A 26913-nucleotide genomic window follows, 5' to 3' on the forward strand; every position below is an offset into this window, starting at 1 on the left:
ACCAAAGCAGTAGAAGAAGTAAGGAACCAAGATGTTAAAAGACTTCAGAGCCTTCGTGATGAAAGGCAATGTATTGGACCTGGCGGTCGCGGTCATCATCGGCGCGGCGTTCGGCGCGATTGTCACCTCGATGGTGAATGACATTATCATGCCGCCGATCGGCATGCTGTTGAGCGGGATCGACTTTAAGGAACTGTTCCTGGCCTTGAACGGGCAGCACTACGCCTCGCTGGCGGCGGCGAAAGCGGCAGCGGCCCCGGTGATCGCCTATGGCGTGTTCCTGAACGCGGTGATCAATTTCCTGATCGTCGCGTTCGTGATCTTCGTCGTGGTGCGGGCAGCCAGCAAGCTGCAGAAGCCGGCACCCGCGACAGCGCCGACCACAAAGGACTGCGCGTTCTGTTTCACCGCGATTCCGATTCCGGCCAAGCGGTGTCCGCACTGCACCTCGCAGTTGACAGCCTAATCAGACCATCCATCAAGACCATGTCAATTCTCAAACTCAATGGACTGCCCGCAGTGTGCCTGCTTGCGTCCGTGATGCTCGCCACAGCGATGGGCGACCAGATCGTACTCAAGGATGGCGACCGGGTAACTGGCAGCATCGTCAAGAAGGACGGCCAGACCGTCACCATCCTCAGCAAGAATTTCGGCGCGGTGACCCTGAAATGGGATGACATCGCGACGGTGAAGACCGACCAGCCGCTGAACGTCGTGCTGGCCGGCGACCAGACGGTGAAGGCGAACATCCAGACCCAGGATGGCCGCATTGAAGTCGCCGCGCCTGGCGCCCCGCGCGTGGTGGATGCGACCGGCATTGTCGCGCTGCGGAACGACGCGGAGCAGAAGGTCTATGAGCGGCTGCGGCATCCGGGCCTGCTGGATCTTTGGACCATCAACGGGAGCCTGAGCCTGGCCGGCACCAAAGGCAACGCGGAGACGCTGGTCATCACCACCCCGCTGAACTTCGCGCGGGTTTCCAGCACCAGCAAGACGACCGCGTACTTCAACTCCATCCGCTCGTCCGCCACGATCAATGGAGTCAATTCGCAAACGGCGAGCGCCATCCGCGGTGGCTGGGGTTACAGCCGGAACCTCAACAGCAAGCTGTTCCTGAACGGCTTCAACGATTATGAGTACGACAAGTTCCAGTCTCTGGACCTGCGCGTCGTGCTGGGCGGAGGCGCCGGGTTTCACGCCTGGAAGGGCGCGCACGGCAGCCTGGATCTGGTGGGCGGCGGCGCGTGGAACCGTGAGAAGTTCGATCCAGCCCCGCAGGCCGCATTCACGCGGAGTTCGGCCGAGGCGTACTGGGGCGACGACCTGGCCTACAAGCTGAGCGCCCGGACCAGCCTGGTGCAGGGCTTCCGCATGTTCAACAATCTCACGACCACCGGCCAGTACCGCATGAACTTCGACGTGGGCGCCACCACGTCGTTGACCAAGTGGCTGACCTGGAATGTTTCCATCAGCGACCGGTACCTGAGCAATCCGGTGCAGGGGCGCAGGGCCAACGATCTGCTTTACACTACCGGGCTCGGATTTACCTTCGCCCGTTAGCAGGAATCGGAGGCGACGGGATCGGGGCCGGAGGATTGCCCCGATCCCTTTTTTCCCATGGGAGTGACAGTCAAAACAATAAGATAGCATGTTGTTTCAGCGAGTTGAAGCGCCCCGGAGCCGCCAAAGACAGGGCATGCGAGCAATTCCGGGCACGAAGACAGCGCCTTCGCTGTGAGCCGCGGCGCCCGAAGTTGTGAGATGCTCATCGCATGGCGGATGAGTCCAGGCAGGAGACGGAAGACCGCGATGAGGAGCTGTTGCGGGCTGTACGGGCAGCGCCCGAGGGGGATTTGCGGGCATTCGAGCAGTTGATCGAGCTGTACCAGAAGCGGATCCTGGCGGACTGCCGGTTTTTGACGCGCGATGAGAACAATTCAGAAGATCTCGCGCAGGAAGTATTCGTGAAGGCCTTCTTCGCACTGCGGACCTTTGAGGGGCGCTCGACCTTCCGTCACTGGCTGCAGCGAATCAAGGTTCATCACTGCCTGAATCACCTGAAGAAGCGCGGCGGCAAAGATTCGCTCTCCATCGATGACGAGGTCATGGAGGCGCATGAGAAGCTGCAGGTTCCGGCGGACGCCGAACGGAAATTGGAAGAGGAAGGGCAGCGGCAGCGGATTGGAGAGATCCTGAACTCCCTGCCAGCTACGCTTCGAATCCCGTTGGTGATGTGCGATATGGACGAACTCTCCTATGAGGAGATAGCGGCTTCGCTTGGCATCGGACTTTCCGCCGTGAAGATGCGCATCAAGCGCGCGCGGGAGTTGTTCCGGTTCCGGTATGCGGTGGAAGAGGCCGCGGCGGCAGGGAGGGGAAAACAATGAATCCGGAAGACGGAAACCAGGCCGGCGGCACACCCATCGATCAGGAGACAGGGGAGCCAATCCAGGCGCTGAGGGATCAGGAAATGGAGACCTCCCCGGCCTTCACCGCCAAGGTCCGCAGGAGCATCCACCGCAGGACCACGGCCGCGCAAGTGGCGGGTTACTCGTGGCACCTGCCGAAGGTGACACTGCTCGAGATGGCACGATTGCTGGGCTACGTCGTGAAGACGGCGGGCAAGGACAAGGAGTAGTTGCCGTGAAGGATAAGCTGGTACAGGCTTTTGGCGGACTGTTGGATTCCATCATCGCCGCGGCGCCCAAGGTCGTCGTGGGCATTCTTCTGGCCGCCGCCGCGCTGCTCGTCGCGAAGCTGATCGAGCGCATCCTGCGCAAGGCCCTGGTGCGGATGCGGCTGGACGACCTGGTAGCCAAGGCGGGCATCGACCAGGCGATCCACAGAATTGGGATCCGCCAGGAGCTGACGATCCTCCTGCCCCGGCTCACTTACTTTCTGATCCTGCTGGTGCTGGCCCGTACGGCGGGCGATGCCCTGGGCCTGGATGCGATCTCCGGCGCGATCGGGGCATTCTTCGCTTACCTGCCGAATATCTTCGCGGCCCTGGTGCTGCTGATCCTCGGCAGCACCGTGGGGCAGTTCGTGGGCCAGATGGTGAGCCAGTCGGCTGAGAGTTCGGGCATCGAATTTGCACCGGCACTGGGCAAGCTGGTTTCGGGCGCAATCCTATTCGTGTGCGCCATGATGGCGATCGCGCAGTTGAAGATCGACACCGACATTGTGCGCATCGTCACCGGGCTGGTACTGGGCGGCGCGTCGCTGGCCTTCGGCCTTTCTTTTGGGTTGGGGACACGCGATATCATTCGCAACATCACCGCCGGGTTCTATGCGCGCAAAGTGCTGACAATGGGGAAACCCTTGGAGATCGCCGGCCAGCAAGGCGTGCTGCGCGCGATCACGGCCACCCACATCGTCCTGCAATCGGAAAGCGGCGAGACTACAATCTCGAACTCGAACATTCTGGATCACGTGACAAAGCAGTAGGCTTCGCACCGGCAGCGGCGCTCCGGCTTGCCTGCGCCTGCAACCTCACAACCGCCGCCCGCCGCGCCAAATGGCGGCGGGATTCCGGCTCCCTCGGTCAATCGGTTACAGAACCACGGTGATGGCCAGCCGGACACGTGGATACCGCCGGTTATACAGGTAGTACCCGTCGTCGTAGTCAATGTACACGTCGTCATCGTCGTACCAGTTCTCGGCCCAATACTCCGGATACCGGTCCAGCATCATGAATGAGAACCCACCGTATTGGAATCGCGGGTAGCCCATGTACATGACGGGGCGCTGGCGTATGCGGAAGTAATGTTGGCTGCCGAAGCTGAGGGTGAAGCGATCCTGCGGAATGTAGTAGCCGCCATAGCCTCCGCGCTGCCCCCACTCACGATGCTCGTTCGCCCAGTTCTGCGCACGCCCCTGCTGCCAGGTGGCCTGCCCCTGCCAGGCGCCTTGCCTCTGCCAGCCGCGCTGCTGTTGCCAGGACATGGCCTGCTGCTGAGTCCGCTGCTGCTGTTGATACTGCTGGGCTCGTTGTTGCTGCTGGCGCTGTTCGCCGATGCGCTGTTGTTGCTGCTGCTGTTGCCGCTGCTCCTGGCCCCGTTGCTGTTGCTGGCGTTGTTCGCCGGCCCGATCCTGCTGTTGTTGCCGCTGCTGCTCCTGGGCCCGCTGCTGCTGCTGGCGCTGTTCCCCGCCGCGCTGCTGAGGCTCCGGGGCTCGCTGTTGCCGCTGCTCCTGGGCCCGGGGCGCCTGCGCCGGCTGATCCGGTCTACGCGCCGGCTGGCCCTGCTCCCGCCCCTGGGGCGGCTCTTTCCCCCTCTGCTGCTGTGCTGGAGGCCCACCACGCTGCTGCTTGTCCTGCTGCCTCTCCGGCTTTGCTTCTTTTTCCTGCTGCCCTGGCTGCGCCTGGGCCGGATGGCAGCAGCCCAGCGCCAGAATCAATCCGGCAATGACCGTGACTCGTTCGAATTGCATTGTCCGTGTCTCCGTTACAACGTTCGTTCACCTTTGGGGAAGGCACGTCGAGGGCCGAAGAGGGGGTAGACGTCGAGCCGACAGCAGGCCATGGGTTTAGCGAACGGTGGATTGTTCCCGCCAAGGGCGGCAGGAGGGCGGTTAACGCCGGACGGTCAGTTGACCATATGCGGTCAACACCGGCGATTCCATGAATCTGGCTGGCGTTGGGAAGCCCAATCGCACCAGCCGATTGCCCTTCACGCCCCTGCCTCCGATTGGATGGACACGCGCCATGCTGGCGTGGGCCCGCTCGTGATGACCTGCAGAACCCGCCTCCTGAGGGGGCAGAAGGCGAGTGAGCGGTCAAAGTTTCTGGCCGCCGCGGCCCTGGAGCGGCCGGAATTGCGGAGTGGGTAGAATTTGCCGCGCAGCATTGTCCGCTATGGCCCGGTTTCCCCTCCATTTCGCGCCGGTTGCGGCCATTGCGAGGCCTGTTTGACTGCCTTGGCGGCCTGGACCTCGAAGTGCAAAGAAGAGCGCAGACGCGGTGTGCTGGAGCGATACCGGTGACCGCGTTGCCCACTGGGGCTGATTGCTCATTGAGCCTTCGCCGCGCCTGTTTGAGGCGGCCGGGCAGCGAACGCCGCGCCGATGTCAGACCAGCCAACAACTGGCTGATTCCGGAGGACCGGCATAGTCAGCATCCGCTTCCGGTGCATGTATTGACCCTTCACGGCCAGCCGCTGGGAACACGGCGGAGCCAGAAGGCAAACCTCATAAGGAGAACGCCATGAATTCGAGCACGAAGAACGAGATTGAAGGAAAATTCCACGAGGTCAAAGGCAAGGTCAAGGAGAAGGTCGGCGAACTCACCGACAACCCTAAGTTGAAGGGGGAGGGCCAAGGCGAAAAGGTCGCCGGAAAGATCCAGAAGAAGGCCGGCCAGATCCAGAAGGTATTCGAGAAGTAGGCTGCTGAGACCAGTGCAGCGGACGGCGACGTAGCCTGGAGTCCGCTCCAGGCAGAAGGGCGCCGCCGCTGCACAACACCGCCGCAAAAGGAGACCACTATGCAGAGAACTCTGGGAGCCGTTCTGATTGTGCTTGGCCTGATCGGCCTCGCGTGGGGAGGCTTCAGTTATACGACGAAAGAAAAGGTAGTTGATCTCGGCCCAATTGAGGCAACACGAGAGAAGACCCACAGCGTCCCACTGCCCCCGATTGCCGGCGCCGCGGCCTTGATCGGCGGTATTGCTCTGGTAGTCGTATCGAAGCCCAAGTGAAAAATCCGGCCGAGCGCCGGTGATTGTTGGAAAGGAAACTGCCGTATGTTGATCCTGCTGATTCTCTTGATACTGGTCCTCGGTGGAGGGGGCGGATACTATGGCCACAGCCGCTGGGGCTATGGCGGAGGAGCCGGCATCGGGCTGGGCACCATCCTCCTGCTGGTTCTGATTCTCTACCTTCTCGGCATGCTCAGGTAACGGGTGACTGCGCCCTGGCCGCCACTCTCTTCAGGACGGCGGCCACCCCGCCCGCGGGCTTGCGCCACGCGTCGATCAGAGTAGTGTGGACTTATGCCTCTACCTGACCGCAATCGACGAATTGTCCTGGCCGCCGTACCGGTGGGGCTGCCGCTGGAATCGGATTTCCTGCTGGAGGAGGCGGCACTGCCCACCTGCCCCACCGGCGGCCTGCTGGTCCGCTCCGTCTGGATCTCCGTCGACCCCTATTTGCGTGGCCGCATCACCGGCCGGCGGTCCTATGTGGATCCCATCCTGACTGGATCCGTCATGGAAAGCGGAGCCGTGGGTGAGGTGATCGAGTCCCGGCATCCGGCGATCGGCGTGGGTGCCTTCGTCACCGGCATGTGGGGCTGGCAGGATTACGCGGCAGTGGAAGCGGAGAAGGTCCTCCGGCTCGATCCGGCAGAGGCCCCGATTCAGACTGCCCTTGGGGTTCTGGGCATGCCGGGCATGACCGCCTATTTCGGCCTCACCGAACTGTGCGCCCCGAAGGCCGGCGAAACCGTACTGGTATCCGGCGCGGCCGGCGCCGTCGGTTCAGCGGTAGGACAAATCGCGAAGATTCTCGGGTGCAAGGTAGTGGGCACCACGGGGACCGACAGCAAGGTGCAATACATCCGGTCGCTCGGCTTTGACGGTGCGCTGAACTACCGCACCGACCAACCGTATCCCGAAGCGTTGGCGCGGCTGTGCCCGAACGGCATCGACTGCTACTTCGACAACGTCGGCGGAGAATTGACCGACGCCGCAATGACACTGATGAACTTCCGGGGCCGCGTAGCGGTGTGCGGTCAGATTTCCCAATATAACGACAGGTCGAAGGACGTGGGACAGCGCCCCTTCACCGAGATTCTGGTGAAGCAACTCAGGGTGGAAGGCTTCATCGTGACGCGCTGGGCCGCCCGGTTCCCCGAAGGCCGGAAACAGATGGCGACCTGGTGGAAAGAAGGCCGCCTGCGGAACGAGGAAACAATTACCGACGGGCTGGAGAACGCGCCGAAGGCGTTCATCGGGTTGTTCCGTGGCGAGAACACCGGCAAGGCATTAGTGCGGCTCTGAGGAGCCGACACAGCTGGATTTTCCCGGATCACGGTTTGGCCGCAAGCAAGCGGGCGGCCCTCTCTTCCTCGCCCGCGGCCTGGCAGATGGCGGCCAGGATCTTCGCAAGAGTCTGGAATTCCGGCGGCGGAACCTGGGCACCGAGAGCGGCGAGAGCCTCCTGCCATCCCCCATCCAACAAGGCATCGATCCAAGCCGGGCAGTCGATCTCCGAGGTGCGGATTCCGAGGGCTGACACCGCCTCCTGAACCTCCATAATCTCCTGTCCCCCGTCGGAATCCCAGCGGGAGGCCGGCAGATTGGCGCTCCAGGCCGCGTTGTAAAGCTCGAAGTAGTGCTGGCTCCAGGTGTAGGCACTGCGCGCTTCGTCGGGCAGGTCCACAGCCAGTGCGTGGCCCGCATCGCTCCACATCTGGCCCAACAGGTGATGCTGCCAATGCCCGGCGTCGCGAAACAGCGCGGCGGCGGGCAACTCCTGCCGCTTCCTCTCGGCGCGGGCTCTCAGCACGGCCGCGCGCCGTTCTACGATCTCCGGAGCTTCAGCTACCGTCACGCGCCGCGGCGGCGGGCTGGCGAGCTTGGCATTGGGATGCGGCACGCCATCGTTGCCAGGCCGCGGCAGGCCCGAACCGTCGACGGCATAGAGCTTGTTCATCACCCGGCCATGCGCCTCCATGCGGCGGTCGTTCTCCTCGAGAGAGGTGAACATCATGCCTTGCGGGACTAGGGCACCCAGGGCGGCGTGGAAGTGAGCCGAGGCGCCCGCCTGTCGTGCAAAGAAGAACGAATCGCCCCAGCGTTCTTCGATCTCGGCTCGCGCCCAGGTGGCTTCCAGCGAATCGGCGGAGGCGGCGAAACCGGCCCGCCATGCATCGAGCGCCGCCGAGAACTCCCCCTGGTCGAGTAGCGCTGCCCAGTCAGTGGATGCCATGAATCCAGTTTCCACCGAAAGGGAACCTCCGGCACGGGCCAACCGCAATTCAGCGTCAACCCCAGCAATGCCGGCGCGCTAGACCCCAAATCAGGGCACCGCCTGTCACCAGGCCGCATCATCTGCATCTCTCCCTGCAGGCCGGAGAATTCCGCCCGGATCCCGCCTTTACCCGGAGGAAAGAGAACTGATGAGCTTCCTGAGCCGGCGCCGCTGGTCGCCCTACGCCGTTGGCAGCCTGATCGGCATGCTGTCCTGGTTTGCCTTCGTTACGGCCGACCGTCCGCTAGGAGTCTCCACGGCCCTGGCCAAAACCGCCGGCATGGTGGAACAGACCATCGCCCCTGGCTACGTCGCGGCGAACCCCTACTTCAGGAAATTCGCTCCGGCCGTGGATTGGGAGTGGATGCTCGTCGCAGGCATTTTCCTGGGCGCATTCGTGAGTGCCCGCCTGTCCGGCGACAAGCCGGAGGCGCAGGTCCCACGGCTCTGGCAGCGCCGCTTCGGGCCGTCCCGGGCCTTGCGCTATGCGGCAGCCTTTGTGGGCGGAGTAATCCTCGCCGTGGGCGCCCGGCTCGCCGGCGGCTGCACCAGCGGCAACGGCATCAGCGGGTCGCTCCAACTGGCTGTCTCTGGCTGGCTCTTCTTCGCCTGCCTGTTTGCCTCCGGCCTCGCGACGGCGTTCCTGCTCTACGGGAAGGAGGCCGAGCTTGACTGAATCCGCGCCACGGCTGCTGCTGGGGCTGTTCACCGGCTTCCTCTTCGGTTTCTTCCTCCAGAAGGGCCACGTCGCCAAGTTCCGCGTCATCGCCGGACAGTTCCTGCTGCGCGACTTCACCGTACTGAAGACGATGCTCACCGCCATAGTCGTGGGCGGCATCGGGGTCTACGCCCTCAAGGCAATGGGCCTGGCAACCCTCCACGTAAAGCCGGCGCAACTCGTGGCAGTCACCATCGGCGGACTCGTGTTTGGAGTGGGGATGGTCCTGCTCGGCTACTGTCCGGGCACGGGCGTGGCCGCCGCCGCCGAAGGGCAGCGGGATGCCCTGTTTGGCATTCTCGGGATGATCCTGGGCTCCGCCGTCTTCGCTGAGTTCTACGGAATCATCTCCACTTCCATCATGAAGTGGTACGATCTGGGCCCCGTAACAATACCGGACCTGCTGGGCGTGCCCACCTGGACGGTGCTCGCGGCATTGACCGTCGCCGCCCTGGCGCTGTTCCACCAGTTGGACCGATCGCGGTAGCGGCGCGAAGCCCGTTCGCGCCGCCGCATCATACCTGCCCGGGCGCTGCCCGCCCTTACTTCCGCTTGCGCACGCAGCCCGGGTACATCTTCTTGAGCTTCTCCACCTTCGGGTCGGAGACGTTCACGATGTACGGGTTCTCGTGGTTCAGCGTCGCGTAGTTCTGGTGGTAGTTCTCGGCCGTGTAGAACTTGTCCAGCGGCACAACCTGCGTCACGATAGGCTTCTTCAGCGCCTGCGCGTCGTTGAGTTGCTTGATATAGGCCTCCGCCACGTGCTTCTGCTCTTCGTTGGCGTAGAAGATGGCGCTGCGGTACTGAGTGCCGATATCGGCGCCCTGCCGGTTGAGCGAAGTGGGATCGTGCGCCACGCTGAAGAAGATCTTCAGCAACTGGCCGTACGAGATCTTCGCCGGTTCGAACGTGATGAGAATCGACTCGGCGTGGCCGGTGCGGCCCGTGGAGACGATGTCGTACTTGGCTGTGTCCTTCGTGCCGCCGGCGTACCCGGAGATCACGTCGTCCACGCCTTCCACCATCTCGAACACCGCCTCGGTACACCAGAAGCAGCCGCCGGCCAGCACCGCGGTCTGCTTGCCCTGGGCGGGCTTGGCGTCCACCACGGGATCAGGGAAATTGCCGGTCGCCGCGGTTACCATTGCACCACCGCCTGCGAGCGTCGCGAAAAGGAGAGCCGGAAGCCGGCTGAGGATCGGTTTGATCGCCATGCGCACATTTATCACCCAAGGGTATAGATGAATTCCCGCCCTCTCGGGAATGGAATATTTTAGTACCCGGCGGCGGCCGGCCGATTCCAGCCCATTGGATTGAACGCCGTGCGCCGGCAGCCGCGGCGTTGTGCCGGGTCCCTCAAACCAGTCATAAATAGGCATGGAAGGTCTTCGTTCCGGATATCTGGCCGCGATTCTGACAGCCTTGGCCGTGGCTCCCTGCGCGGCGGCCGCCGAGCCGGCCCGGCAGCAGTTGGACCTGAATGGAACCTGGCAGTTCCGGCTCGACCCGGCCAACTCCGGTCTGCAGGAAAAGTGGTTTGCCGCCCCGGATCCGTTCCCTGAAAAGATCGCCGTACCCGGCGCCTGGCAGGCCCAGGGCTTCGGCAACGCCTCTCCGCAGTTGCGCCACAGCTTCGAAGGAACCGCCTGGTACCGCCGCACCGTGAACGTCCCCGCCAACTGGGCCGGCCAGCGGACCGTCCTGCGCCTGGGCGGCGCTCATCGCCGGGTGACGCTCTTCGTCAACGGTGTGGAACTCGGCGGCCACGACGGCTTCAGCGCGCCGTTCGAGTTCGACATCAGCAGCGCCCTCCGTCCCGGCGGCGACAACTCCATCGTGCTGAGGATCGAGAATCCGCCCGTCGCCATTGAGGCCTCACCCGACCTCCAGAAGCCGCTGATGCCCACGGGCATGCTGAACTACATCGGCAACTGGGGCGGCATCTTCGGCTCTGTCGAACTCGCGTCGGAACCGCGCCTCCGCCTCTCGTCGGTTCTCGTCACCTCCGACGTAAGCCGCCGCCGCGTGTCGTTCCGGATCCGCGTGGACGCCCCCGGCCAGGCCAGGCCGCTCACCGTCAGGGTGACGGTGCCTGGTGCGCCGGCAGCCACCCAACCCGTCCCCTCATCCGCAGCGGAGCCGGAGGCGGTGGTCGACATCGATGCCGCGCGGCTCCCCTTGTGGTCCCCCGACAGTCCAGAGCTGCTCACCGCCTCGATTCAACTGCTGGACCAAAACCGCGCCATCGATCGCCTGGAGCAGCGCTTCGGCTACCGGGAAGTGACCACCAGCGGCGGCACAATCCTGCTAAATGGAAAGCCGCTCTATCTGCGCGGTTACGGCGATGACAACGTCGAAGTGCTCACCGGCTTTCCGCCTTCTTCGAAGGCCATCTTCCTGGAGCGCCTGAAGCTCTCCAGGAGTTTCGGCTTCAACGCCGTCCGGTTCCATTCCATGACGCCGCCGGCCGCCTATTTCGAGGCCGCCGACGAGGTAGGCATGCTGGTCATGGCCGAACTGCCCGCCGCGTACACGCAATACTTCTTCGCGCATCGCGACTTCCTCAAACGCGAATTGAACAGCGTACTGCTGGCCTACCGCAACCATCCCTCCCTGCTCAGCCTGGCCTTCGGCAACGAATTCAACCTCGAATGGCTCAAAACCGAACCCGAGCGCGCGGAGTTCCTTGCCTCCATCGCCGATTTCTACAAGTCGGCCAAGCAACTGGCCCCCGCCACTCTCATCCTTTCCAACGACGGCCTGGACATGCGCCCCTCCGACATGGTCAGCATCTACCATGGCGCGCCGGGCGACCGGCCCACCGTGCGCCACGAGTTCGGGCAATACTACTGCTCCCTGCCGGATATCAGCCTGAAGCAGCAGTTCACCGGAGTCCTGCTGCCCACATGGCTCGACGCCAAGTCGAAGTGGGTGGCGGACAACCACCTGGAAGCCATCTACCCCGCCTACGTGCACAACTCCCAGCGCTTGCAGCAGTTGGGCCGCAAATACCAGATCGAAAAGGTGCGCCTGAATGGCGGCGTCAGCGGCTACCACTACTGGCTGATCGTCGACTACCCGGGCGGTACCGGCGAAGGCGACTCCTGGGAGGAGGGTTGGTTCGATTACTTCTGGAAACCCAAGGGCATCACCCCGGAAGAGGGCCGCGCGCTGAACACGCCCGTCCTGCTCATGCTGGATGCCGGCGTCGACAACCGTACGCTGTGGGCGGGCGAACCGAAGCAGGTGGGCATTCAGGTGTCGAACTATGGCGCGGAGGCCGTGCACGATGGCCGCCTCACCTGGGAACTGCGCGACGGCAGCCAGCGCATCGCGGGCGCCGCGCTCTCCGGCGTGGAGGCGGAACTCGGCAAGGTGTCGAAACTCGGTTCCATCCTGCTCGACGCCGGCGCCGCCTCGGCCGCGAGAAAGCTGGAATTGCGAATCACCCTCGACACCCGCCACGGCGAGTACACGAACACCTGGCAATTCTGGGCCTACCCCAAGCCCAGCCGGGCGGCCGCGCCGGCAGTCCCCGTGGTCTCGAACCTCCGCCTGGCCGCGCTCAACCGCCAGTATCCGTGGCTGCAGTCCGGATCCTCAAAGCTCACACCGGAGAGCCTGCTGATCACAGAGGATCTGGACGCCGCGGCCCTGGCCCATCTCAACGCCGGCGGCCGCGTGTGGCTGATGCTGCGGCAGACGCTGGATCGACGCGGCGTGGAGTTCTTTCCCGCCTCCGGCGGCGCGGCGGGCACCATGATTCAGGAACACCCGGCCCTCTCCGGCTTCCCTCACGACGGACTGGCCGATCTGCAGTTCTACAATCTGATCAACGGGGCGTTCCCCCTGCCCATCGACAACTGGCCGGCGCGGATCCAGCCCTTCGTGGGCGGCATCCGGACCACGTCGTCATTCCTGAGCAAAACCAAGAACCTCTCCCGCATGGCGTATGCGGTGGAAGGCAAAGTGGGGCCGGGCCGCCTGCTGGTCACCACCCTGCGGCTGCGCGAGCACTTCGACGAGGCCTATCCGGAAGCAATTGCGCTCTTCGATTCGCTGCTGCGCTACACCACCGGCCCGCAGTTCGACCCGAAGGAAACGATCCCGGATTCCGGCATCCGCCGGTTGACGGTCGATTAACCGGGGCTCGCTACTCAGAAGCGGCAAACGGCCGGCGCACCCGCCTGCCCGCTGCGGCCCCGATCAGAGACAGTACCCGCCACCCGTGTCCGGCTCGCGGAGCCTCTGAAACGTAGATCTCTTCCAGCCCGTCGACGGGGTCCATCCGGACACCCACGCGGGAGAAGCCGAGTTTCCTGGCCACGGCCGCCGAAGGCGTATTCGCGGCCGCAATCGAAACCACAAACTTCTTCACACCCTGCTGCCGGCCGGCCCAGCGCATCAAACCCTGCGCTGCTTCCGTGGCAAACCCCTTGTTGCGGAAACCCGGGAAGACTGTGTAGCCAAACTCCACCGCCTCGGTAGCCCACGACTCCAGGTACGGCGGATTCGGCGCCGTATGAAACCCGCAGAAGCCCACCATTACCTTGGTCTCGCGGTGCATCATGGCCCGCAGCGACCACGGCTGATACCGCGCATCAGCCCGCAGATCGGCCAGGCGTAGCGCCACCAGATCCCGTTCCAGCCACCACTCCGGCGGAATGGTGCCCCCAAGAATTCTGGCGGCCTCAATCCACTGGCCGGCCGCCGAGGCTTCCAGAAACTCCTCCGGCATGAGGCTGAGATTCAGACGCCGGGTACGAATCGAGGTCACCCATCTATCCTACCTAGACACAGGGAATGGATGCCTTAGGACCTTCCCACCGGCGGCAGCGGGTCTAGCGCGGCGCGGCTTCCCTGTCTTTGAACTCCTTGCGGTCAAACACTTTCACCAGGCCCTCTTCGATCTCCACGAAGACCTGCTTCGGCGGCTTCGTTCCATCCACCCGCAGCGTGTTGCGCGGCGTGTACCAGGAGTTCAGGAAGCTCTCTTCCCTGTGGTAGTCCGCCAACCGGCGGTCGATGTTACCAGGTGTGTCGTCCACGCTCTTGCGCTTCAACATGCGCGCTCGTACGATCTCCTCCGACACTTCCAAAACGACAACCTTCGGCGGCTGCAATGCACGCGTGTTCAGGAAGGAATCGAGGAACTTCGCCTGCGCTTCCGAATTAGGGTACCCGTCCAGGATGAAGCCCTTGGCCGTATCCGCCTGGCCGGCTCGCGCGCTGATCAGCTCGATCGCGGCCTCGTCGCTCAGTAATTCCCCGGAGTTCGCCACCCTCGCTTTGCTGCCCGGCACCGGCCCCTGGCCGCGCATCGCTTGTTGTGCCAGCTCCGCGACAGAGATGACAGGCACCTTGTACTTCCTGCCAAGATTCCGCGCCTGCACGCTCTTGCCGCTGCCCGGGGGCCCCACCAGAATTACCACCTGGCCCAATCCCAAAGGAGCCGGCGCGCCCTCGGCCGCAGGCAGAATCAACCCGGCGATCACCGCCAGCAGGCACCCGACTGACAGTCGCAGCATGATCCCAGTCTAGCGATCCATTAGACATTCTTCACCTGATCATCCAAATTGCGACGTGAGGCAGAACCCATCGCCCCTCTTGACTCCAAAGCCGGGCCGGGACATACTCAGTTGCGTAGGTAAGCAAACTAGGTATGGCCAAGGCTACTTTCCCGCAAGGCTCACTGCCGCTTCTGGTCCTCAAGATCCTCGCCCAGACCGGCCCCCAGCACGGTTACGCCATCACGCTGAAGATCGAGCACCTGTCCGACGAGGCGCTCAGTGTCGAGGAAGGCTCGCTCTATCCGGCCCTCCACCGGCTGGAAGAGGCCGGCTGGATCCAGGCGGAATGGACCGTCACGGGCAATAAGCGCCGCGCCCGCATCTACGAGATCACTGAGGCGGGACGCCGCCAGCTATTGGAAGAAGAGCAGCGCTGGCGCACCTCCACTGCGGCCGTCGACCGCATTCTCCGGCACGCCTGAAGGGGGCTCACATGTCCTGGATTACCAGACTCCGCAACGTTTTTCGCAAGGACGACCTGGATCGCGACCTCGACGATGAGCTGCAATTCCACGCCGAGCAGCGCGCCGCGGATCTCGGCCTGACGCCAGCCGAAGCCCAACGCCGCCTGGGCCACACCGCCCGCATCCTGGAGGAAAGCCGCGACGTGAAACTGGCCCGCTGGCTCGAGACCGTCCTGCAGGATCTTCGCCTCGCCTTCCGCATCTGGCGCAAACGGCCGCTGGTGGCCGTCACGGCCATCCTCACCATCGCTCTCGGGGCCGGCATGAATGTCGCCGTCTTCCGCGTGATCTGGAACGTGATGCTCAAGCCGTTGCCCTACGCGGAGCCCGCCCGCCTGATGCAGGTCTGGGTCGAGGAGAAAGAGCCCCGAACTCCGCCCGAGAACGTCCTGATCGACAAGTGGCAGCACAGCAGCCTGACCTTCTCCGCCTTCGCCGCCTACCGGCCATGGAGCATCACCATCATCGGTCAAGGCAACCCCGAGCAGGTCTTCACCGGAATGGTCTCCCGGAATTTCTTCGAAACGCTGGGAACCCCGTTGCTGGCGGGCCGCGCCTTCACCCCGGACGAGATGAGCAGCGGATCCGACAATGCGATCCTGCTGCGCGAAGGCTACTGGCGGCGCCGCTTTGCCGGCGACCCGGGCCTTGTGGGCTCCGAGATCGAAGCCGACGGCACACTATGCCGCGTGATCGGCATTGTCCCCGACTCCTTCCTTGCAACACCCCTGATCCAGGTAGCGCGCGGCGGCTCCACCGCGTTGGGTGGAGCCCGGGCGGAACCGGACGCGTTCATGCCGCTATCCAGGGCACGCGTAGGAGGAATGCGCCTCCCCACCCACACCAGCTTCCTGATTGGCCGTCTCAACCCGGGCATCCCGGCTGGCCAGGCGGCCAACGAACTGGCCGCCATCGCCGGTCCGGGCGAGCGCCGCCGCATCTGGCTCTCGCCACTGGAAGAGGAAGTCGGCTACCAGTTGCGGCCGGCCCTGCTGGCCCTGATTGCCGCCACCGGCTGCGTCCTGCTCATCGCCTGTGCGAATCTGGCCAATCTGATGCTCGCGCAGGTCGTGCTGCGCCGCCGTGAACTGGCCGTGCGCGCCGCCCTCGGCGCGGGCATGTCACGGGTCATGCGGCAACTGGTCACCGAGGCCATGGCTCTCTCGCTCGCCGGCGGAGCCGCGGGCCTGCTGCTCTCCCAGTTACTCTATGGTGTCATCGTCGGCCTCTATCCGGACACGATTCCGCGCACGGCCAACTCCGCGCCCGATTGGATCATCTACCTCTTCGCGCTCGGCCTCACCATCCTCACCGGCCTGCTGTTCGGTGTACTGCCCGCCTGGCGCGCGGCCAGTGAAGCGAAGGAGGAAGCCCTGCGTGTCGGCAATCCCTGGATGAGCCGAGGCAGCCGCCGCTGGTCCAGCGCCATGGTGGCCCTCCAGGCGGGCCTGACTACTGTTGTCTTGATCGCCGCGGGCCTGCTGGCGCGAACCTTCCTCACCTTGCGAGACATCGATATCGGCATCGATCGCGACCACATCCTCACGGCCAGCATCGACCTGCCCGCAACTCGCTACAAAACCAGGGACGACCGCGCCCGCTTCGGCCGCGCCTGGCTCGACCGCCTGAATGCGATTCCCGGCGTTGCCTCCGCGGGCATCTCCAATTCCCTGCCCTTGCGCTACACGATGCTGCTGGATCTGCGCATCTTCGTCCCGGGCTCCGACCAGGAGCAACTCGTCGGTGGACGCGCCGTGGGCGGCGACTATTTCAAAGCCCTCGGCATGCGCTGGGCGGCGGGCGGCCCCTTCGACCCCGCGGTCAAGGGACAAGTGGCCGTGAACGAAGCCTTCGTCCGCAAGTTCCTCAAGGACAAACAGCCGGTCGGCTTCCAGTTGCCCCAAGGCAAGACGTCGATGCTGATCACAGGCGTCATCAAGGACGTCCGCCACCGCGGCCTGCGCGAAGCGCCGCAACCGGAACTCTATCTTTCCTATGACAGCTTTCCGCTGAACCCGGTCGATACTGTGATTCGTTCCAACCTGCCTACGGCGCAAATCATCGCGGCCATGCGCCGGGAGTTGAAGGCACTGGACGATCAGGTGGTGCTGGCGAGACCCCTGGCGATGGAGGAAGTGGTGAACGGTGAACTGGCGCGGCCGCGCTTTCAGGTGGTGCTGCTGGGCCTCTTTGCCGGTGTTGCCCTGGCTTTGGCGGCCATTGGCACCTACGGCGTGATCGCTTATAACGTACGGAGCCGTACGCCGGAACTGGGCCTGCGGAGGGCGCTCGGCGCCAGCACGCTGAACATACAGCAGTTGATCCTGGCAGGAGGCTTGAAGGCTCCGATGGTCGGTTTGGCGGCGGGACTCCTGCTCGGCTGGCTCGTCATCGGCCGGTTATTGGAAGCGATGCTCTACGGCGTAACCGCCCGGGACCCGAAAGTGCTGATATTCACGGCAGTCACGCTGGCAGCCACCAGCTTATCGGCCTGCCTGCTGCCAGGACGGGCGGCAGCCCGCATCGACCCCGGCGTCGCGCTGCGTCAGGAGTAGCAGCAACGTCCGCCGGGGCCCGCGCAGGCACACGGCGACCTTCCGGTCCGCATCTCAAACAATTCGATTGTCAGGATTCAAGTACTACAAAACAGGCCGCTTAGCTCTGCTTCCGGCGGCGCACCAGGACGTGCTCCGGCTCGGTCTCGACTTGCTCTTCGAGTTCAGCGAGCTCGCGCTCGATGATCGCGCGTTCCAGCGCTTCGTAATCTTCCTCGGCGGAGCCTTCCCGGCTCTGCTCAATCTTCTCGAGAATCTCGCGTTCTAGTTCTAAACGGTCTTTGAGGCTCATATCGCCCTCCTGGGAGTGCCAGATAGCACCCTCACTTAACAAGACGCTTTTGAACGCATTTTGTTTCGGAAAAGTGAAGGCAAGGCGCACTTTCCTGACTTTCCACACCGGGATGCCGGTTTGCCCGTTCGCCCGCAAGTCCGGCTGGAAGCAGATAATCAGGTATAAAGGTAATCGATGAGACCTACGATTATGGCCGTTTTCGCGCTGGGGCTGTCGCTCCAGGCTCAGGATTTTACCAGGGGCGTTGGCATCTACCCTGGCGACCCAAAACAGGATTTCGGGCCAATGCTTCGGCCCGATTCCGGTCCGGCGCGCAATCTGGCCCTGCGGCGGCCCGCCTTCCACTCCAGCAGCTACGATTACAACCTGACCGCCCAGCTCGTCACGGATGGCATCAAGGACACTCGCGTCCCCCGCTGGGTCTCCGTCTCGACCAGCCAGCAGGGCGCCCTCAAAAAGAATGAACGCGAGTGGCTGCTCGACGGCAATTGGGTCAGCGGCGTAACCCTGCACGGCAAACAGGCATGGGTCCAGTTCGAGATCGGCGGCGACGATCCGCCGGAGATCGACCGCATCGAAGTCGACGCCCGCCTGGTGGCCCACGGCGAACCGGAGAACTGGAACTGCCGCGTGACCGGTTCCGACGATGGCCAGAGCTGGAAAGAGCTCGGCCAGGCCAGCCAGATGTCCCGGCCGACAGGCGAAATCCTGCGCTCGGTCCACTTCCGGCAGCCGGCCCGCGCCCGCTTCTACCGGATCGTGTTCCAGGACGCCCGCGCCGCCAGCTGGCAGGCGAATGAGGTCACGTTCTACCGCGGCAACGTCCAGGTTCACCTGGGTGGCCCCTGGAACTTCACCAGCGCCTGGAAACCCGCCGGCGCCGGCCCGGAGTGGGTCTCTGTCGATCTCGGGGCGGAAGCGAAGCTTCAGCGGGTCGTCCTCACCTGGATCCGCCGCGCCGCCGAGGGCGCCCTGCAGACTTCCTCCGATGGGACGAGCTGGAAAACCGTGCAGCCCCTGCCCGCCGGCACGGGGCCCTCCGACTCCATCGACCTGCCGCAGCCTCTTCAGGCACGCTACGTGCGCCTCCAGCTCACGAAACCCGCCTCCCCCGAGGGTTACCTGCTGAGCGAGCTTGAAGTCTTCGGTACGGGCGGCCTGGTGCCGCAGCCCAAACCCGCGCCGGCCCTCCGCGCCGACGGCAGGCTCGACCTGGCGGGCGGCGGCTGGCGCGTACAGCGCGATTCCCTGGTCCCCTCCGGCGGGCAGGAGCTCTCCCAGCCCGGTTACCGCGACGCGGATTGGGTGGTGGCCACTGTCCCCGGCACCGTACTCTCCAGCTACTACAACGCCGGCGCCCTGCCCGACCCGAACTTCGGTGACAACCAGTTGATGATCTCGGATTCGTTCTTCCACGCCGACTTCTGGTACCGCGACGAGTTCACTGCCCCGCCCGCCCAATCTCCAGACCAGCACTTCTGGCTCAATCTCGACGGCATCAACTGGAAGGCGGAGATCTATCTCAACGGCTCGCGCCTGGGCCGCGTCGAAGGCGGCTTCCTGCGCGGCCGTTTCGACGTCACCAAACTCCTCAAACCGGGCGGCCGCAACGCCATCGCCATTCGCATCGAGAAACTGGCCCACCCTGGCAGCATCAAGGAAAAGACCTACGAGAGCCCCGACAAGAACGGCGGCGTCCCCGGAGCCGACAACCCCACCTACCACGCCGCCATCGGCTGGGACTGGATCCCCACCATCCGAGGCCGCGATACAGGCATCTGGAACGATGTCTACCTCACCTCCACCGGTGCGGTCACCCTGGAAGATCCGCGGGTCGTCACGGCCCTGCCCCTGCCCGATACTTCCCAGGCCGATGTGACGCTTGAGGTCACCCTCAGGAACAACTCCACCGCCCCCGTAAGCGGTGTCCTGACCGGCCGCTTCGGCGACGCCACGGTGGCAGCCAAAGTCACCCTGCCCGGCGGCGGGGAACAAACGGTAAAGCTGGATCCATCCAACAATCCTGTCTTACATCTTCGGAATCCGAAGCTATGGTGGCCGGCGGGTTACGGCCAGCCCGACCTCTATGACGTGGAGCTGCATTTCGAGACCGCCGCCAACCAGGTCTCCGACCGCAAGTCGTTCCGGGCCGGCGTCCGGCAGTTCACCTACAGCGAAGAGGGCGGCGCCCTGCGCATGTGGATCAACGGCCGCCGGTTCGTCCCGCGCGGGGGTAACTGGGGCTTCGGGGAATCCATGCTCCGCTATCGCGCCCGCGAGTACGACGCGGCCATCCGCTACCACCGCGACATGAACTTCACCATGATCCGGAACTGGGTGGGTCAGATCGGCGAGGACGCGTTTTATGAGGCCTGCGACCGCCACGGCATCGTCGTCTGGCAGGATTTCTGGCTGGCCAACCCCTGGGACGGCCCCGATCCGGATGACAACGAAATGTTCATGGGGAACGTCAAAGACACCATCCGGCGCATCCGCAACCATGCCTCCATTGGCCTGTACTGCGGTAGAAATGAAGGGTTTCCGCCCAAACCCATCGACGATGGCATCCGCGAGGCACTCGCCGCCCTGCACCCCGGCATCCACTACATCTCCAGCTCCGCCGACGATGTCGTCAGCGGTCATGGGCCCTATCAGGCGATGCCCCTCAAGACCTATTTCACTGAGCGGGCCACCCCCAAGTTCCATAGCGAGATGGGCATGCCCAACATCGTCAGCATGGACAGCCTCAAGCAGATGATGCCGGAGTCCGCCATGTGGCCCCAGGGCCGGATGTGGGGGCTTCATGATTTCTGCCTCACCGGTGCGCAGGGCGGCGCCTCATTCCTCGAACGCATTGAGAAGAGCTATGGGGGAGCGAAGAATATCGCTGATTGGGTCGAACTTGCTCAATTCGTGAACTACGAAGGTCATCGGGCAATGTTTGAATCGCAGAGTAAATTCCGGATGGGTCTCCTGATTTGGATGAGCCATCCCACTTGGCCGTCGTTTGTCTGGCAGACGTACGACTATTTCCTCGAACCGGGCTCAGGTTATTTTGGAAGTAAGAAAGCCTCCGAGCCGCTTCACATCCAATGGAATCCTTCCACCGATGCGATCGAGGTCGTCAACTACAGCGCGGGCGACCAGGTGGGTCTGTCAGCCCAGCTACAGATTCTGAACCTGGACGGGGCAATCAAGCGGGAAGTTTCCTATACCTTGGATTCAAGGGAGGACAGCACCGTGATCCCCGGCAGGATCGAGTATCCCTCCGGCCTCTCTTCCGTACATTTCTTACGGCTGAAACTTTCTAAGAACGGCCGGTTGATCTCTGACAACTTCTACTGGCGCGGGCTCCAGGAAGCCAATTTCCAGGCCCTTCGGCAATTGTCCAGGGCACGGGTATCGGCATCGACCCAGGTTCGGCGCCAGGCCGGATCCTGGCTTCTGACCACCGAGTTGAGAAACGTCTCCCCCACCCCGGCCCTCATGGTGCGGGCCAAGGCAGTCCGGTCCGGCAGCGGCGATCGGATTCTGCCCGCCCTGTATAGCGATAATTACATCGCGCTCATGCCCGGCGAGGTGCGCACCATTGTTACCGAGATACGGGAAGCCGACACCCGCGGCGAGGCGCCCCGCGTCTCCATTGCCGGTTATAACCTCGAGGAAGTTGACCAGAGTGCGGCGGGAGCAAAACAGGCCGCGCCTCCAGTCAGGCCGGAATAATATCCTGATTGCGGCCAAGAGTAGGGCCAGCCGGCCCATTACTCTCTTAACAATAATGTCTAGTCTGAGGGGGTGGTTATTCACCGCGCCGGGGCCACCTCCTTGACCCGTTGTTTGCATCTATGATATGTAGTAATGCAATGGCGGATCCAAAACCAACCAAAATTGAGAAGGCCCTTGACTTCAAGGCCAAGTATCAGACCCTGATGAACGAAGCCCGTGACGAAGCTATCGCTTCGATCCAGGGCCAAATTGGGACTCTCAAAGAGCTCGGCTTCACATTCGAACTCGTGGAGTCGGGCAGCCGGTTCAGCGCCAAGGCCCCCAAGGCCGGCGAGAAGAAACAACGCACTTGCAAGATTTGTGGCAAGACCGGCCATAATGCAAGAACCTGCCCTCAAAGACCGAACGCCTAATACGTCGTCAAGATTGAGTAGACCCGCCACCCGCTCTCACGCGAGTGGCGGGTTTTTCGTTTCCAGCGGACCCACCGCCGGCGTCCGGGCGGCTCCAACGCCAGGGCACGGCCGCCGGCTGAATCGGTCCAAAACTACACCAATTTGAGTGCAATTTACGCGTAAAAGCCACTCATTCAAGTGACGATTTCTATCTAAAGATAGCTAACGTCTGACTCATGCCAGGCGAACGCACTCGCTCACGCACCGCCTTGCCGCCGCTGGCTCAGCTGCCGCATGGCAGGCTGCGGCCAAGTCAGATCGGACGCCATGTTCCTCACTCCAGAGGATTTCCCCATGCTCCAGCCTCGCGGCCTCCCCCGCCCCACGGTTCCCACCAGGCTCAATAAGCCCCATCATCGCCCAGCCGCCCTGAACTTCGGAATCCGAATTTCTTCTTTTCAATAACTATAAATCTCTCCACATACAATCACTATTATTCCGAATAACCAATCCTCGATCTTGGGCGCGGCAGGGTAGTACCCCCATCGATAAGCTGGCCGTCTTGCGCCCATGACGGCTCATCAATGAATACCTGCGCTATTCCGGAGTGATGATAACCACCTCCGGGAAGAGCGGCGGCAGGCACCTGTGACCCCCTGCTTCTCCAGGCAGGCCGTCCGCGCTCTCTACCGGCTCTACGCCTTCCCACAAATAGGAAACGGCCCGGCCGCACCCTTCTGGGGCACAGCCGGGCCGTCTCTTCAACGGACTCGCTCGAGGGCCGCTAACGGCCAGTGACCGGTAGCGACGTGAAACTCAGCGTTGGGCTGAATCGCAGGCCCAGGGCCACGGTTCCGGAGTTTTGGTTGTTCACGAACTCAACCGTTCCGCGCCGCCCGCTGAGGACGGGGAAACGATCCGTCATCGAGAACGAGGTGTGCCCGCCGGCGCCGATGGCGATGGCATCACGGCCCAACTCATTCCCGCTGTCGTCCCGCATGATCGCGGTGAGTGTACCCGTACTGTCGAGGTTCACCAGGGCCACACCAGTGGAGAATCCGTTCGTGTGGTCATAGGAAACCAGAACATTCGTGGGGAACTTCGTTTCCAGGGGAGAGGTGCCCTCGGAATCGCTGCCCGACCCGCTGCGCTGCCGGAATATCGCGTACCCCGAGAGCGCCGCCGAACTCCGCACATCCGCCCAGCCCACCGATGTGGTCGAGATCAGGGCTTCTGTATCGATCTGCAGCAGCCCGTTGGAGGCGATCGTGCGATCCACGACAGCCGCCGAGACCGTCACCGAACTGCCTGCCTGCGAGACGGTCAGGGGCAGCACCAGCGGAGTGCCATCCTCGGCCATCAGGTTCACCCGCACCTGGGCGGGCGAGGAGGTGGGATTGAGCAGGACGATGCTGGTCTTCCAGCCTCCACCGGAGGCCAGTTGGGCGATGACACCGGCTCGCGGCTGCGTTGTGCCCGAACCGATCGTGATCGTGAATGGAGTCGAGGAGGAAAGGCCCGTCCCGTCGACAATCCTCACCACAAACTGGAACTGGCCCTGGAGCGTAGGAATGCCCGTCAGCGTGCCGGCATTGGAAAGCGTCAGCCCATTCGGCAGGGCGCCGGAAGTGACACTCCAGTTGTAGGGGCCCGTGCCGCCGTTCGCGCCAAACGTCAGGAAGTAGCTGGAGCCGACGCTGCCGTCGGGCAGCGGCGAGGTCGTCGTGATCGTGACGCCGCCGGTGATCGTCAGCGAGAACGACTGTGTCGTGCTGGCGCCGCTGGCATCCACCACGCGGACGACGAATTGATAGGTGCCGCCGGAGGTCGGCGTCCCGCTGATGATGCCCTGCGTCGAGAACAGCATCCCTGTGGGCAGCGTCCCCGAGCTGATCGACCAGGTGTAAGGAGCCGTGCCGCCCGTCGCCGAGAAGGTCTGCGAATAGAAGAAATTCGCTGTGCCGCCCGGCAGCGGGGAGACATTCGTGATGTGCAGCACCGAGCCCACCGAGAGCGTGTATAGCTGATTCACAGCCGCGCCCTGGCTATCGCTGGCCCGGATCGTGAAAGAGAAGGTCCCGCTGGAAGTGGGTGTTCCGCTCAGCACTCCACCCGTCGAGATGTTGAGCCCAGGCGGCAGCGCGCCCGAGAAGAGCGAGAAGATGTACGGCGCTACGCCGCCCGATGCGGTCAGGGTCTGCGAATAGGTCACGCCGACCGAACCGCCAGGCACCGTCGAGGGTGAGATCACAATGCCCGAAACCACAGACCCGACGGCCAGCGTAAACGTGCCCGTCACCGAAGCGCCGGCCGCATCCTGCGCGCGGACTGTGAACGACGAGGTCGCCGCACCCAGGGGCGTGCCGGAAATCAGGCCGCTGGTGTTCAGGGTGAGCCCGGCAGGCAGTGTCCCGCCCTGCAGCGAGAAGATGTACGGCGGCGTGCCGCCCGTGGCGGCGATCGTCTGTGAATAGGCTACTCCGACCGAACCATTGGGCAGCGTGGCCGGCGTCGTGAGCGTCAGGCCCGACCCGACGGTGAGGGAGAACACCCCCTGCACCGAGGCGCCGGTGTTGTCTGTCAGCAGGATGCTGAACGAGTACGTGCCGGCCGTCGTCGGGGTGCCGCTCAGCGAGCCGTTGGTGCTGAGTTGGAGCCCCGGAGGAATCGAGCCGCCCGAGAACGTCCAGATGTAGGGAGGCGTCCCGCCGCTGCCGGCCATCGTGGCCGTGTACGCCTGGTTCAGCGGCGCAACAGGGAGCGGAGACGGTGTCGTGATCGCCAGCGTGCTGCCCGCAAGCGTCACAGTGAGATTCATCGTCTTCGTCGTGACGACGCTCTGCCCATCGGTGACACGCAGCAGGAAGATATAGGACCCGACGGTGGTGGGTGTGCCGGAGATGAGGCCGCTGGGCGACAGGCCCAGCCCGGGCGGAATCGAACCTTCCGTCTGGATCCAGGTGTACGGCTGTGTGCCGCCGCTGGCCGTCATGGTTTGCGAATACGGCACGTTCACAGTCGCGCCGGGTAGCGTCGACGGTGTGTCGATGTTGAAACCGGCGGCGCCGACCGTCAACACGAAGTCCTTGGTGGTCGTCAATCCGGTCGCATCGCTGACCAGGACCGTGAAGGTGTACGAACCGGCGACGGTCGGTGTCCCGGACAGTTGGCCGCTGGCAGCGAGGCTGATCCCGGCCGGCAGGGAGCCACCCGGGACGCTGAACGTGTAAGGCGCCGTGCCGCCCACCGCCGTCAGAGTCTGCGAATAGGCAGCGCCCGTCGGTGCGTTCGGTAGCGGTGAGGCGGTCACGAAGCTCAGCGTGCTGCCCACGGTGACGTTGAACGACTGCAGCGTGAAGGCTCCAGACGAGTCGGTCACTCGAGCAACGAAGTTATACGTGCCGTTCGCAGTCGGGGTGCCGTTGACGACACCAATGGACAACAGCGTGAGCCCTGCCGGCAGCGAACCGCCCGCCTGGCTCCAGGTATACGGGCCGGATCCGCCGGTGACGGCAAGCGCTTGGCTATACACGGCGCCCAGCGATCCGGACGGCAGCGGGTTGGCCGTGGTGATCTGCAGCGACGGACTAATGGAGATCACCAGCGGGACAGTCGCCGAGGTGGAACTTGCGTCGGTGACCCTGGCAAAGAAGGTGGTGGTGCCCGCCGTAGTCGGCACGCCGGAAATCACACCCAATGGCGAGAGGCTCAATCCGGCCGGCAGCACGCCGCTGAAGTTGTTCCAGGTGTACGGCGGAGTGCCGCCAACGCTGCTTAACGAGTATTGATAGGCGGCCCCGATACTCCCCGAAGGCAGGGGCGATACCGTCGTCACCGCCAGGCCAACGCCGATGGTCAGCGTGAACGGCTGGGTGGCCAGGTTCAAGCCGTTGTCCTGGACCTTCGCGGTGAAGCTCACCGTGACTGGCCCGGTCGGCGTACCGCTCAGCAGGCCCGCCGGTGAGAGCGTGAGACCGGCCGGCAGTTGGCCCGACGTGAGCGACCATGTGTAGGGAGCCGCGCCGCCCACCACGTTCAGAGCGGTGCTGTAGAACGACGCCACCGATCCGATCGGCAGGCTCGAGTTCGTCGTAATGGTCAGCACCGATGAGATGCTGATGGAGAACAACTGCGTCGCAAACGCCGAAGTCGTATCGGTCACACGGGCGGTAAAGGTAAAGGTTCCGCCGGAGAAGGGTGTACCGGTCAAAGCGCCGCCGGGTGAGAGCTGCACGCCGGGCGGCAGTGTGCCCGAATCCAGGCTCCAGGTATAACTCGGACTTCCTCCGGTCGCCGTCAGGTTGGTGTTGTAGGGCAGCCCCAGCGTGCCGCTCGGCAGTGGGCTCAGCGAACTGATCGCCAGCCCCTGCGCAATCACCAGTGAGAAATTGCGGGTAGACGACACCTGCGAGGAGTCGGTGACCCGGACGGTCACCTGCGACGTACCCGACACCGTGGGCGTTCCGCCCAGTACTCCACTGGTATTCAAGGTCAGGCCCGCGGGCAGCGAGCCGCCGGATACCGCGTAACTCAGCGTGCCGGTGCCGCCTTGGCCCGTGATCACGGTGGAATAAGGGATGCCGACGGAGCCGCGCGGCAGCGCCGCGGTCGTCACCACCGGACTGCCGGTCGATTGCACGGTCAACGATCCCGTGTTTGATCCGCCGGCCGTTGTCAGCGTCTTGTAACCGCCAGGCGCGGCAAACGAACCGGCCGGAAAATAGAAAGTGAAGGCAGTGGGCGCTCCGATGGCATTGTGGACGTCGACCACCAATAAGTCATAGTTCAGCTGCGCATTGGGAAAGAACCCAATATCATCGCAGGCGGGAGAGCAGGACGCCTGCGAGGAAGCCACAACCGTGGCGGAGGAAACGAGGGCGGGGGCGGTGTACTGAAAATTGAGAGTGCGTCCGTCTGACGCAACGCCGGTGAAACTGTACACAGCGGTGGCGGCAAACGACGGTGTAATTGCTCCGATCATCAGCAACAAAGCAAGGAGGATCTTTGATGTGGGCATACGTTTCATAATTTCTGAGGCAATTGAACGGCCAGCATCTCCAATGGCCCGAAAACCCCGGGTTCAGGCGGAGGGGCGGGCCCTGCGTGTGGCAATTTCCGCCTCAGTATAAGCTCCTCCAATAGGCCATGTCCAAACAATTCTCTCGCTAATGTTTTGGGACAGCCGCCTGAAATCCGCATGTCAGGTCTAAGGTATCTGGC

The 26913-nt window shown here is 63.6% G+C and carries 24 protein-coding genes; 17 read left to right on the plus strand and 7 right to left on the minus strand.

Annotated features, from left to right (window positions below):
• The first annotated feature begins 31 nt into the window (after window positions 1-31).
• From mscL to IRI77_RS12650, 5 genes are all read left to right on the plus strand, one after another.
• The gene (gene mscL, locus IRI77_RS12630) at window positions 32-466 is read left to right on the plus strand and encodes a large conductance mechanosensitive channel protein MscL (protein ID WP_194452407.1); all 435 of its coding nucleotides are present in this window, start codon (window positions 32-34) and stop codon (window positions 464-466) included.
• A gap of 20 nt (window positions 467-486) precedes the next feature.
• A complete protein-coding gene (locus tag IRI77_RS12635; RefSeq protein ID WP_194452408.1) occupies window positions 487-1560 on the plus strand; it encodes a DUF481 domain-containing protein in 1074 nt (357 codons plus the stop codon).
• Between the two features lie 212 nt (window positions 1561-1772).
• Window positions 1773-2387, plus strand: coding sequence for an RNA polymerase sigma factor (locus tag IRI77_RS12640; protein ID WP_194452409.1), 615 nt, complete (start codon window positions 1773-1775; stop codon window positions 2385-2387).
• Window positions 2384-2638 (plus strand): hypothetical protein, encoded by a 255-nt coding sequence (locus IRI77_RS12645; protein ID WP_194452410.1) that lies wholly within the window; start codon window positions 2384-2386, stop codon window positions 2636-2638. Before IRI77_RS12640 ends, IRI77_RS12645 begins: the two co-directional genes overlap by 4 nt.
• Before the next feature lie 5 nt (window positions 2639-2643).
• Window positions 2644-3447: a mechanosensitive ion channel family protein gene (locus IRI77_RS12650; RefSeq protein WP_194452411.1), complete on the plus strand. Its 804-nt coding sequence runs from the start codon at window positions 2644-2646 to the stop codon at window positions 3445-3447.
• Window positions 3448-3552: 105 nt separating this feature from the next.
• Here IRI77_RS12650 and IRI77_RS12655 read toward each other — a convergent pair whose 3' ends face one another.
• Complete coding sequence (locus IRI77_RS12655; RefSeq protein ID WP_194452412.1) at window positions 3553-3945, minus strand: hypothetical protein; 393 nt, start codon at window positions 3943-3945, stop codon at window positions 3553-3555.
• Here IRI77_RS12655 and IRI77_RS12660 point away from each other — a divergent pair.
• From IRI77_RS12660 to IRI77_RS12680, 5 genes are all read left to right on the plus strand, one after another.
• Window positions 3910-4500: a hypothetical protein gene (locus IRI77_RS12660; RefSeq protein ID WP_194452413.1), complete on the plus strand. Its 591-nt coding sequence runs from the start codon at window positions 3910-3912 to the stop codon at window positions 4498-4500. The two genes, IRI77_RS12655 and IRI77_RS12660, sit on opposite strands and share 36 nt — an antisense overlap.
• A gap of 703 nt (window positions 4501-5203) precedes the next feature.
• On the plus strand, window positions 5204-5383 hold the full coding sequence (locus tag IRI77_RS12665; RefSeq protein ID WP_194452414.1) for a CsbD family protein: 180 nt from the start codon (window positions 5204-5206) through the stop codon (window positions 5381-5383).
• Between the two features lie 99 nt (window positions 5384-5482).
• Window positions 5483-5695: a DUF3185 domain-containing protein gene (locus IRI77_RS12670; RefSeq protein ID WP_194452415.1), complete on the plus strand. Its 213-nt coding sequence runs from the start codon at window positions 5483-5485 to the stop codon at window positions 5693-5695.
• A 45-nt stretch (window positions 5696-5740) separates the two neighbouring features.
• Window positions 5741-5896, plus strand: coding sequence for a DUF3309 family protein (locus tag IRI77_RS12675; RefSeq protein WP_194452416.1), 156 nt, complete (start codon window positions 5741-5743; stop codon window positions 5894-5896).
• A gap of 93 nt (window positions 5897-5989) precedes the next feature.
• On the plus strand, window positions 5990-6997 hold the full coding sequence (locus IRI77_RS12680; protein ID WP_194452417.1) for an NADP-dependent oxidoreductase: 1008 nt from the start codon (window positions 5990-5992) through the stop codon (window positions 6995-6997).
• 28 nt (window positions 6998-7025) lie between these two features.
• On the opposite strand, the gene IRI77_RS12685 is transcribed toward IRI77_RS12680, so the two are convergent.
• Entirely contained in the window at window positions 7026-7928 is a 903-nt protein-coding gene (locus IRI77_RS12685) for a hypothetical protein (protein ID WP_194452418.1), read from the minus strand.
• Window positions 7929-8076: 148 nt separating this feature from the next.
• On the opposite strand from IRI77_RS12685, the gene IRI77_RS12690 reads away from it, so the two are divergent.
• Window positions 8077-8646, plus strand: coding sequence for a YeeE/YedE thiosulfate transporter family protein (locus IRI77_RS12690; RefSeq protein ID WP_407674115.1), 570 nt, complete (start codon window positions 8077-8079; stop codon window positions 8644-8646).
• Complete coding sequence (locus IRI77_RS12695) at window positions 8639-9175, plus strand: YeeE/YedE thiosulfate transporter family protein (protein WP_194452420.1); 537 nt, start codon at window positions 8639-8641, stop codon at window positions 9173-9175. Before IRI77_RS12690 ends, IRI77_RS12695 begins: the two co-directional genes overlap by 8 nt.
• Before the next feature lie 55 nt (window positions 9176-9230).
• Here the strand turns inward: IRI77_RS12695 and msrA are convergent, their stop codons facing one another.
• Complete coding sequence (msrA, locus tag IRI77_RS12700) at window positions 9231-9902, minus strand: peptide-methionine (S)-S-oxide reductase MsrA (protein ID WP_194452421.1); 672 nt, start codon at window positions 9900-9902, stop codon at window positions 9231-9233.
• Window positions 9903-10065: 163 nt separating this feature from the next.
• Here msrA and IRI77_RS12705 point away from each other — a divergent pair, with 163 nt between their 5' ends.
• A complete protein-coding gene (locus tag IRI77_RS12705; RefSeq protein WP_194452422.1) occupies window positions 10066-12831 on the plus strand; it encodes a glycoside hydrolase family 2 protein in 2766 nt (921 codons plus the stop codon).
• 10 nt (window positions 12832-12841) lie between these two features.
• Here IRI77_RS12705 and IRI77_RS12710 read toward each other — a convergent pair whose 3' ends face one another.
• Together IRI77_RS12710 and IRI77_RS12715 are read right to left on the minus strand one after the other, a co-directional pair.
• Window positions 12842-13465 carry a GNAT family N-acetyltransferase gene (locus IRI77_RS12710; RefSeq protein ID WP_194452423.1) on the minus strand — a complete coding sequence of 208 codons (624 nt, stop codon included), beginning with the start codon at window positions 13463-13465 and terminating at the stop codon, window positions 12842-12844.
• 64 nt (window positions 13466-13529) lie between these two features.
• Window positions 13530-14216: an adenylate kinase family protein gene (locus tag IRI77_RS12715; protein WP_194452424.1), complete on the minus strand. Its 687-nt coding sequence runs from the start codon at window positions 14214-14216 to the stop codon at window positions 13530-13532.
• A 134-nt stretch (window positions 14217-14350) separates the two neighbouring features.
• Between IRI77_RS12715 and IRI77_RS12720 the strand changes: the two genes are divergently transcribed.
• Together IRI77_RS12720 and IRI77_RS12725 are read left to right on the plus strand one after the other, a co-directional pair.
• The gene (locus IRI77_RS12720) at window positions 14351-14680 is read left to right on the plus strand and encodes a PadR family transcriptional regulator (protein WP_194452425.1); all 330 of its coding nucleotides are present in this window, start codon (window positions 14351-14353) and stop codon (window positions 14678-14680) included.
• A gap of 11 nt (window positions 14681-14691) precedes the next feature.
• Window positions 14692-17277, plus strand: coding sequence for an ADOP family duplicated permease (locus IRI77_RS12725; protein ID WP_194452426.1), 2586 nt, complete (start codon window positions 14692-14694; stop codon window positions 17275-17277).
• 100 nt (window positions 17278-17377) lie between these two features.
• Here the strand turns inward: IRI77_RS12725 and IRI77_RS12730 are convergent, their stop codons facing one another.
• Window positions 17378-17569, minus strand: a complete 192-nt coding sequence (locus IRI77_RS12730; protein ID WP_194452427.1) for a hypothetical protein — start codon at window positions 17567-17569, stop codon at window positions 17378-17380.
• Window positions 17570-17857: 288 nt separating this feature from the next.
• Between IRI77_RS12730 and IRI77_RS12735 the strand changes: the two genes are divergently transcribed.
• Together IRI77_RS12735 and IRI77_RS12740 are read left to right on the plus strand one after the other, a co-directional pair.
• On the plus strand, window positions 17858-21295 hold the full coding sequence (locus tag IRI77_RS12735; protein WP_228486713.1) for a glycosyl hydrolase 2 galactose-binding domain-containing protein: 3438 nt from the start codon (window positions 17858-17860) through the stop codon (window positions 21293-21295).
• A 140-nt stretch (window positions 21296-21435) separates the two neighbouring features.
• Window positions 21436-21711 carry a CCHC-type zinc finger protein gene (locus IRI77_RS12740; RefSeq protein WP_194452429.1) on the plus strand — a complete coding sequence of 92 codons (276 nt, stop codon included), beginning with the start codon at window positions 21436-21438 and terminating at the stop codon, window positions 21709-21711.
• Between the two features lie 766 nt (window positions 21712-22477).
• On the opposite strand, the gene IRI77_RS12745 is transcribed toward IRI77_RS12740, so the two are convergent.
• On the minus strand, window positions 22478-26710 hold the full coding sequence (locus IRI77_RS12745) for a beta strand repeat-containing protein (protein WP_194452430.1): 4233 nt from the start codon (window positions 26708-26710) through the stop codon (window positions 22478-22480).
• Window positions 26711-26913 lie beyond the last annotated feature (203 nt).

Source organism: Paludibaculum fermentans (genome assembly GCF_015277775.1).
Classification (GTDB): Bacteria; Acidobacteriota; Terriglobia; order Bryobacterales; family Bryobacteraceae; genus Paludibaculum; species Paludibaculum fermentans.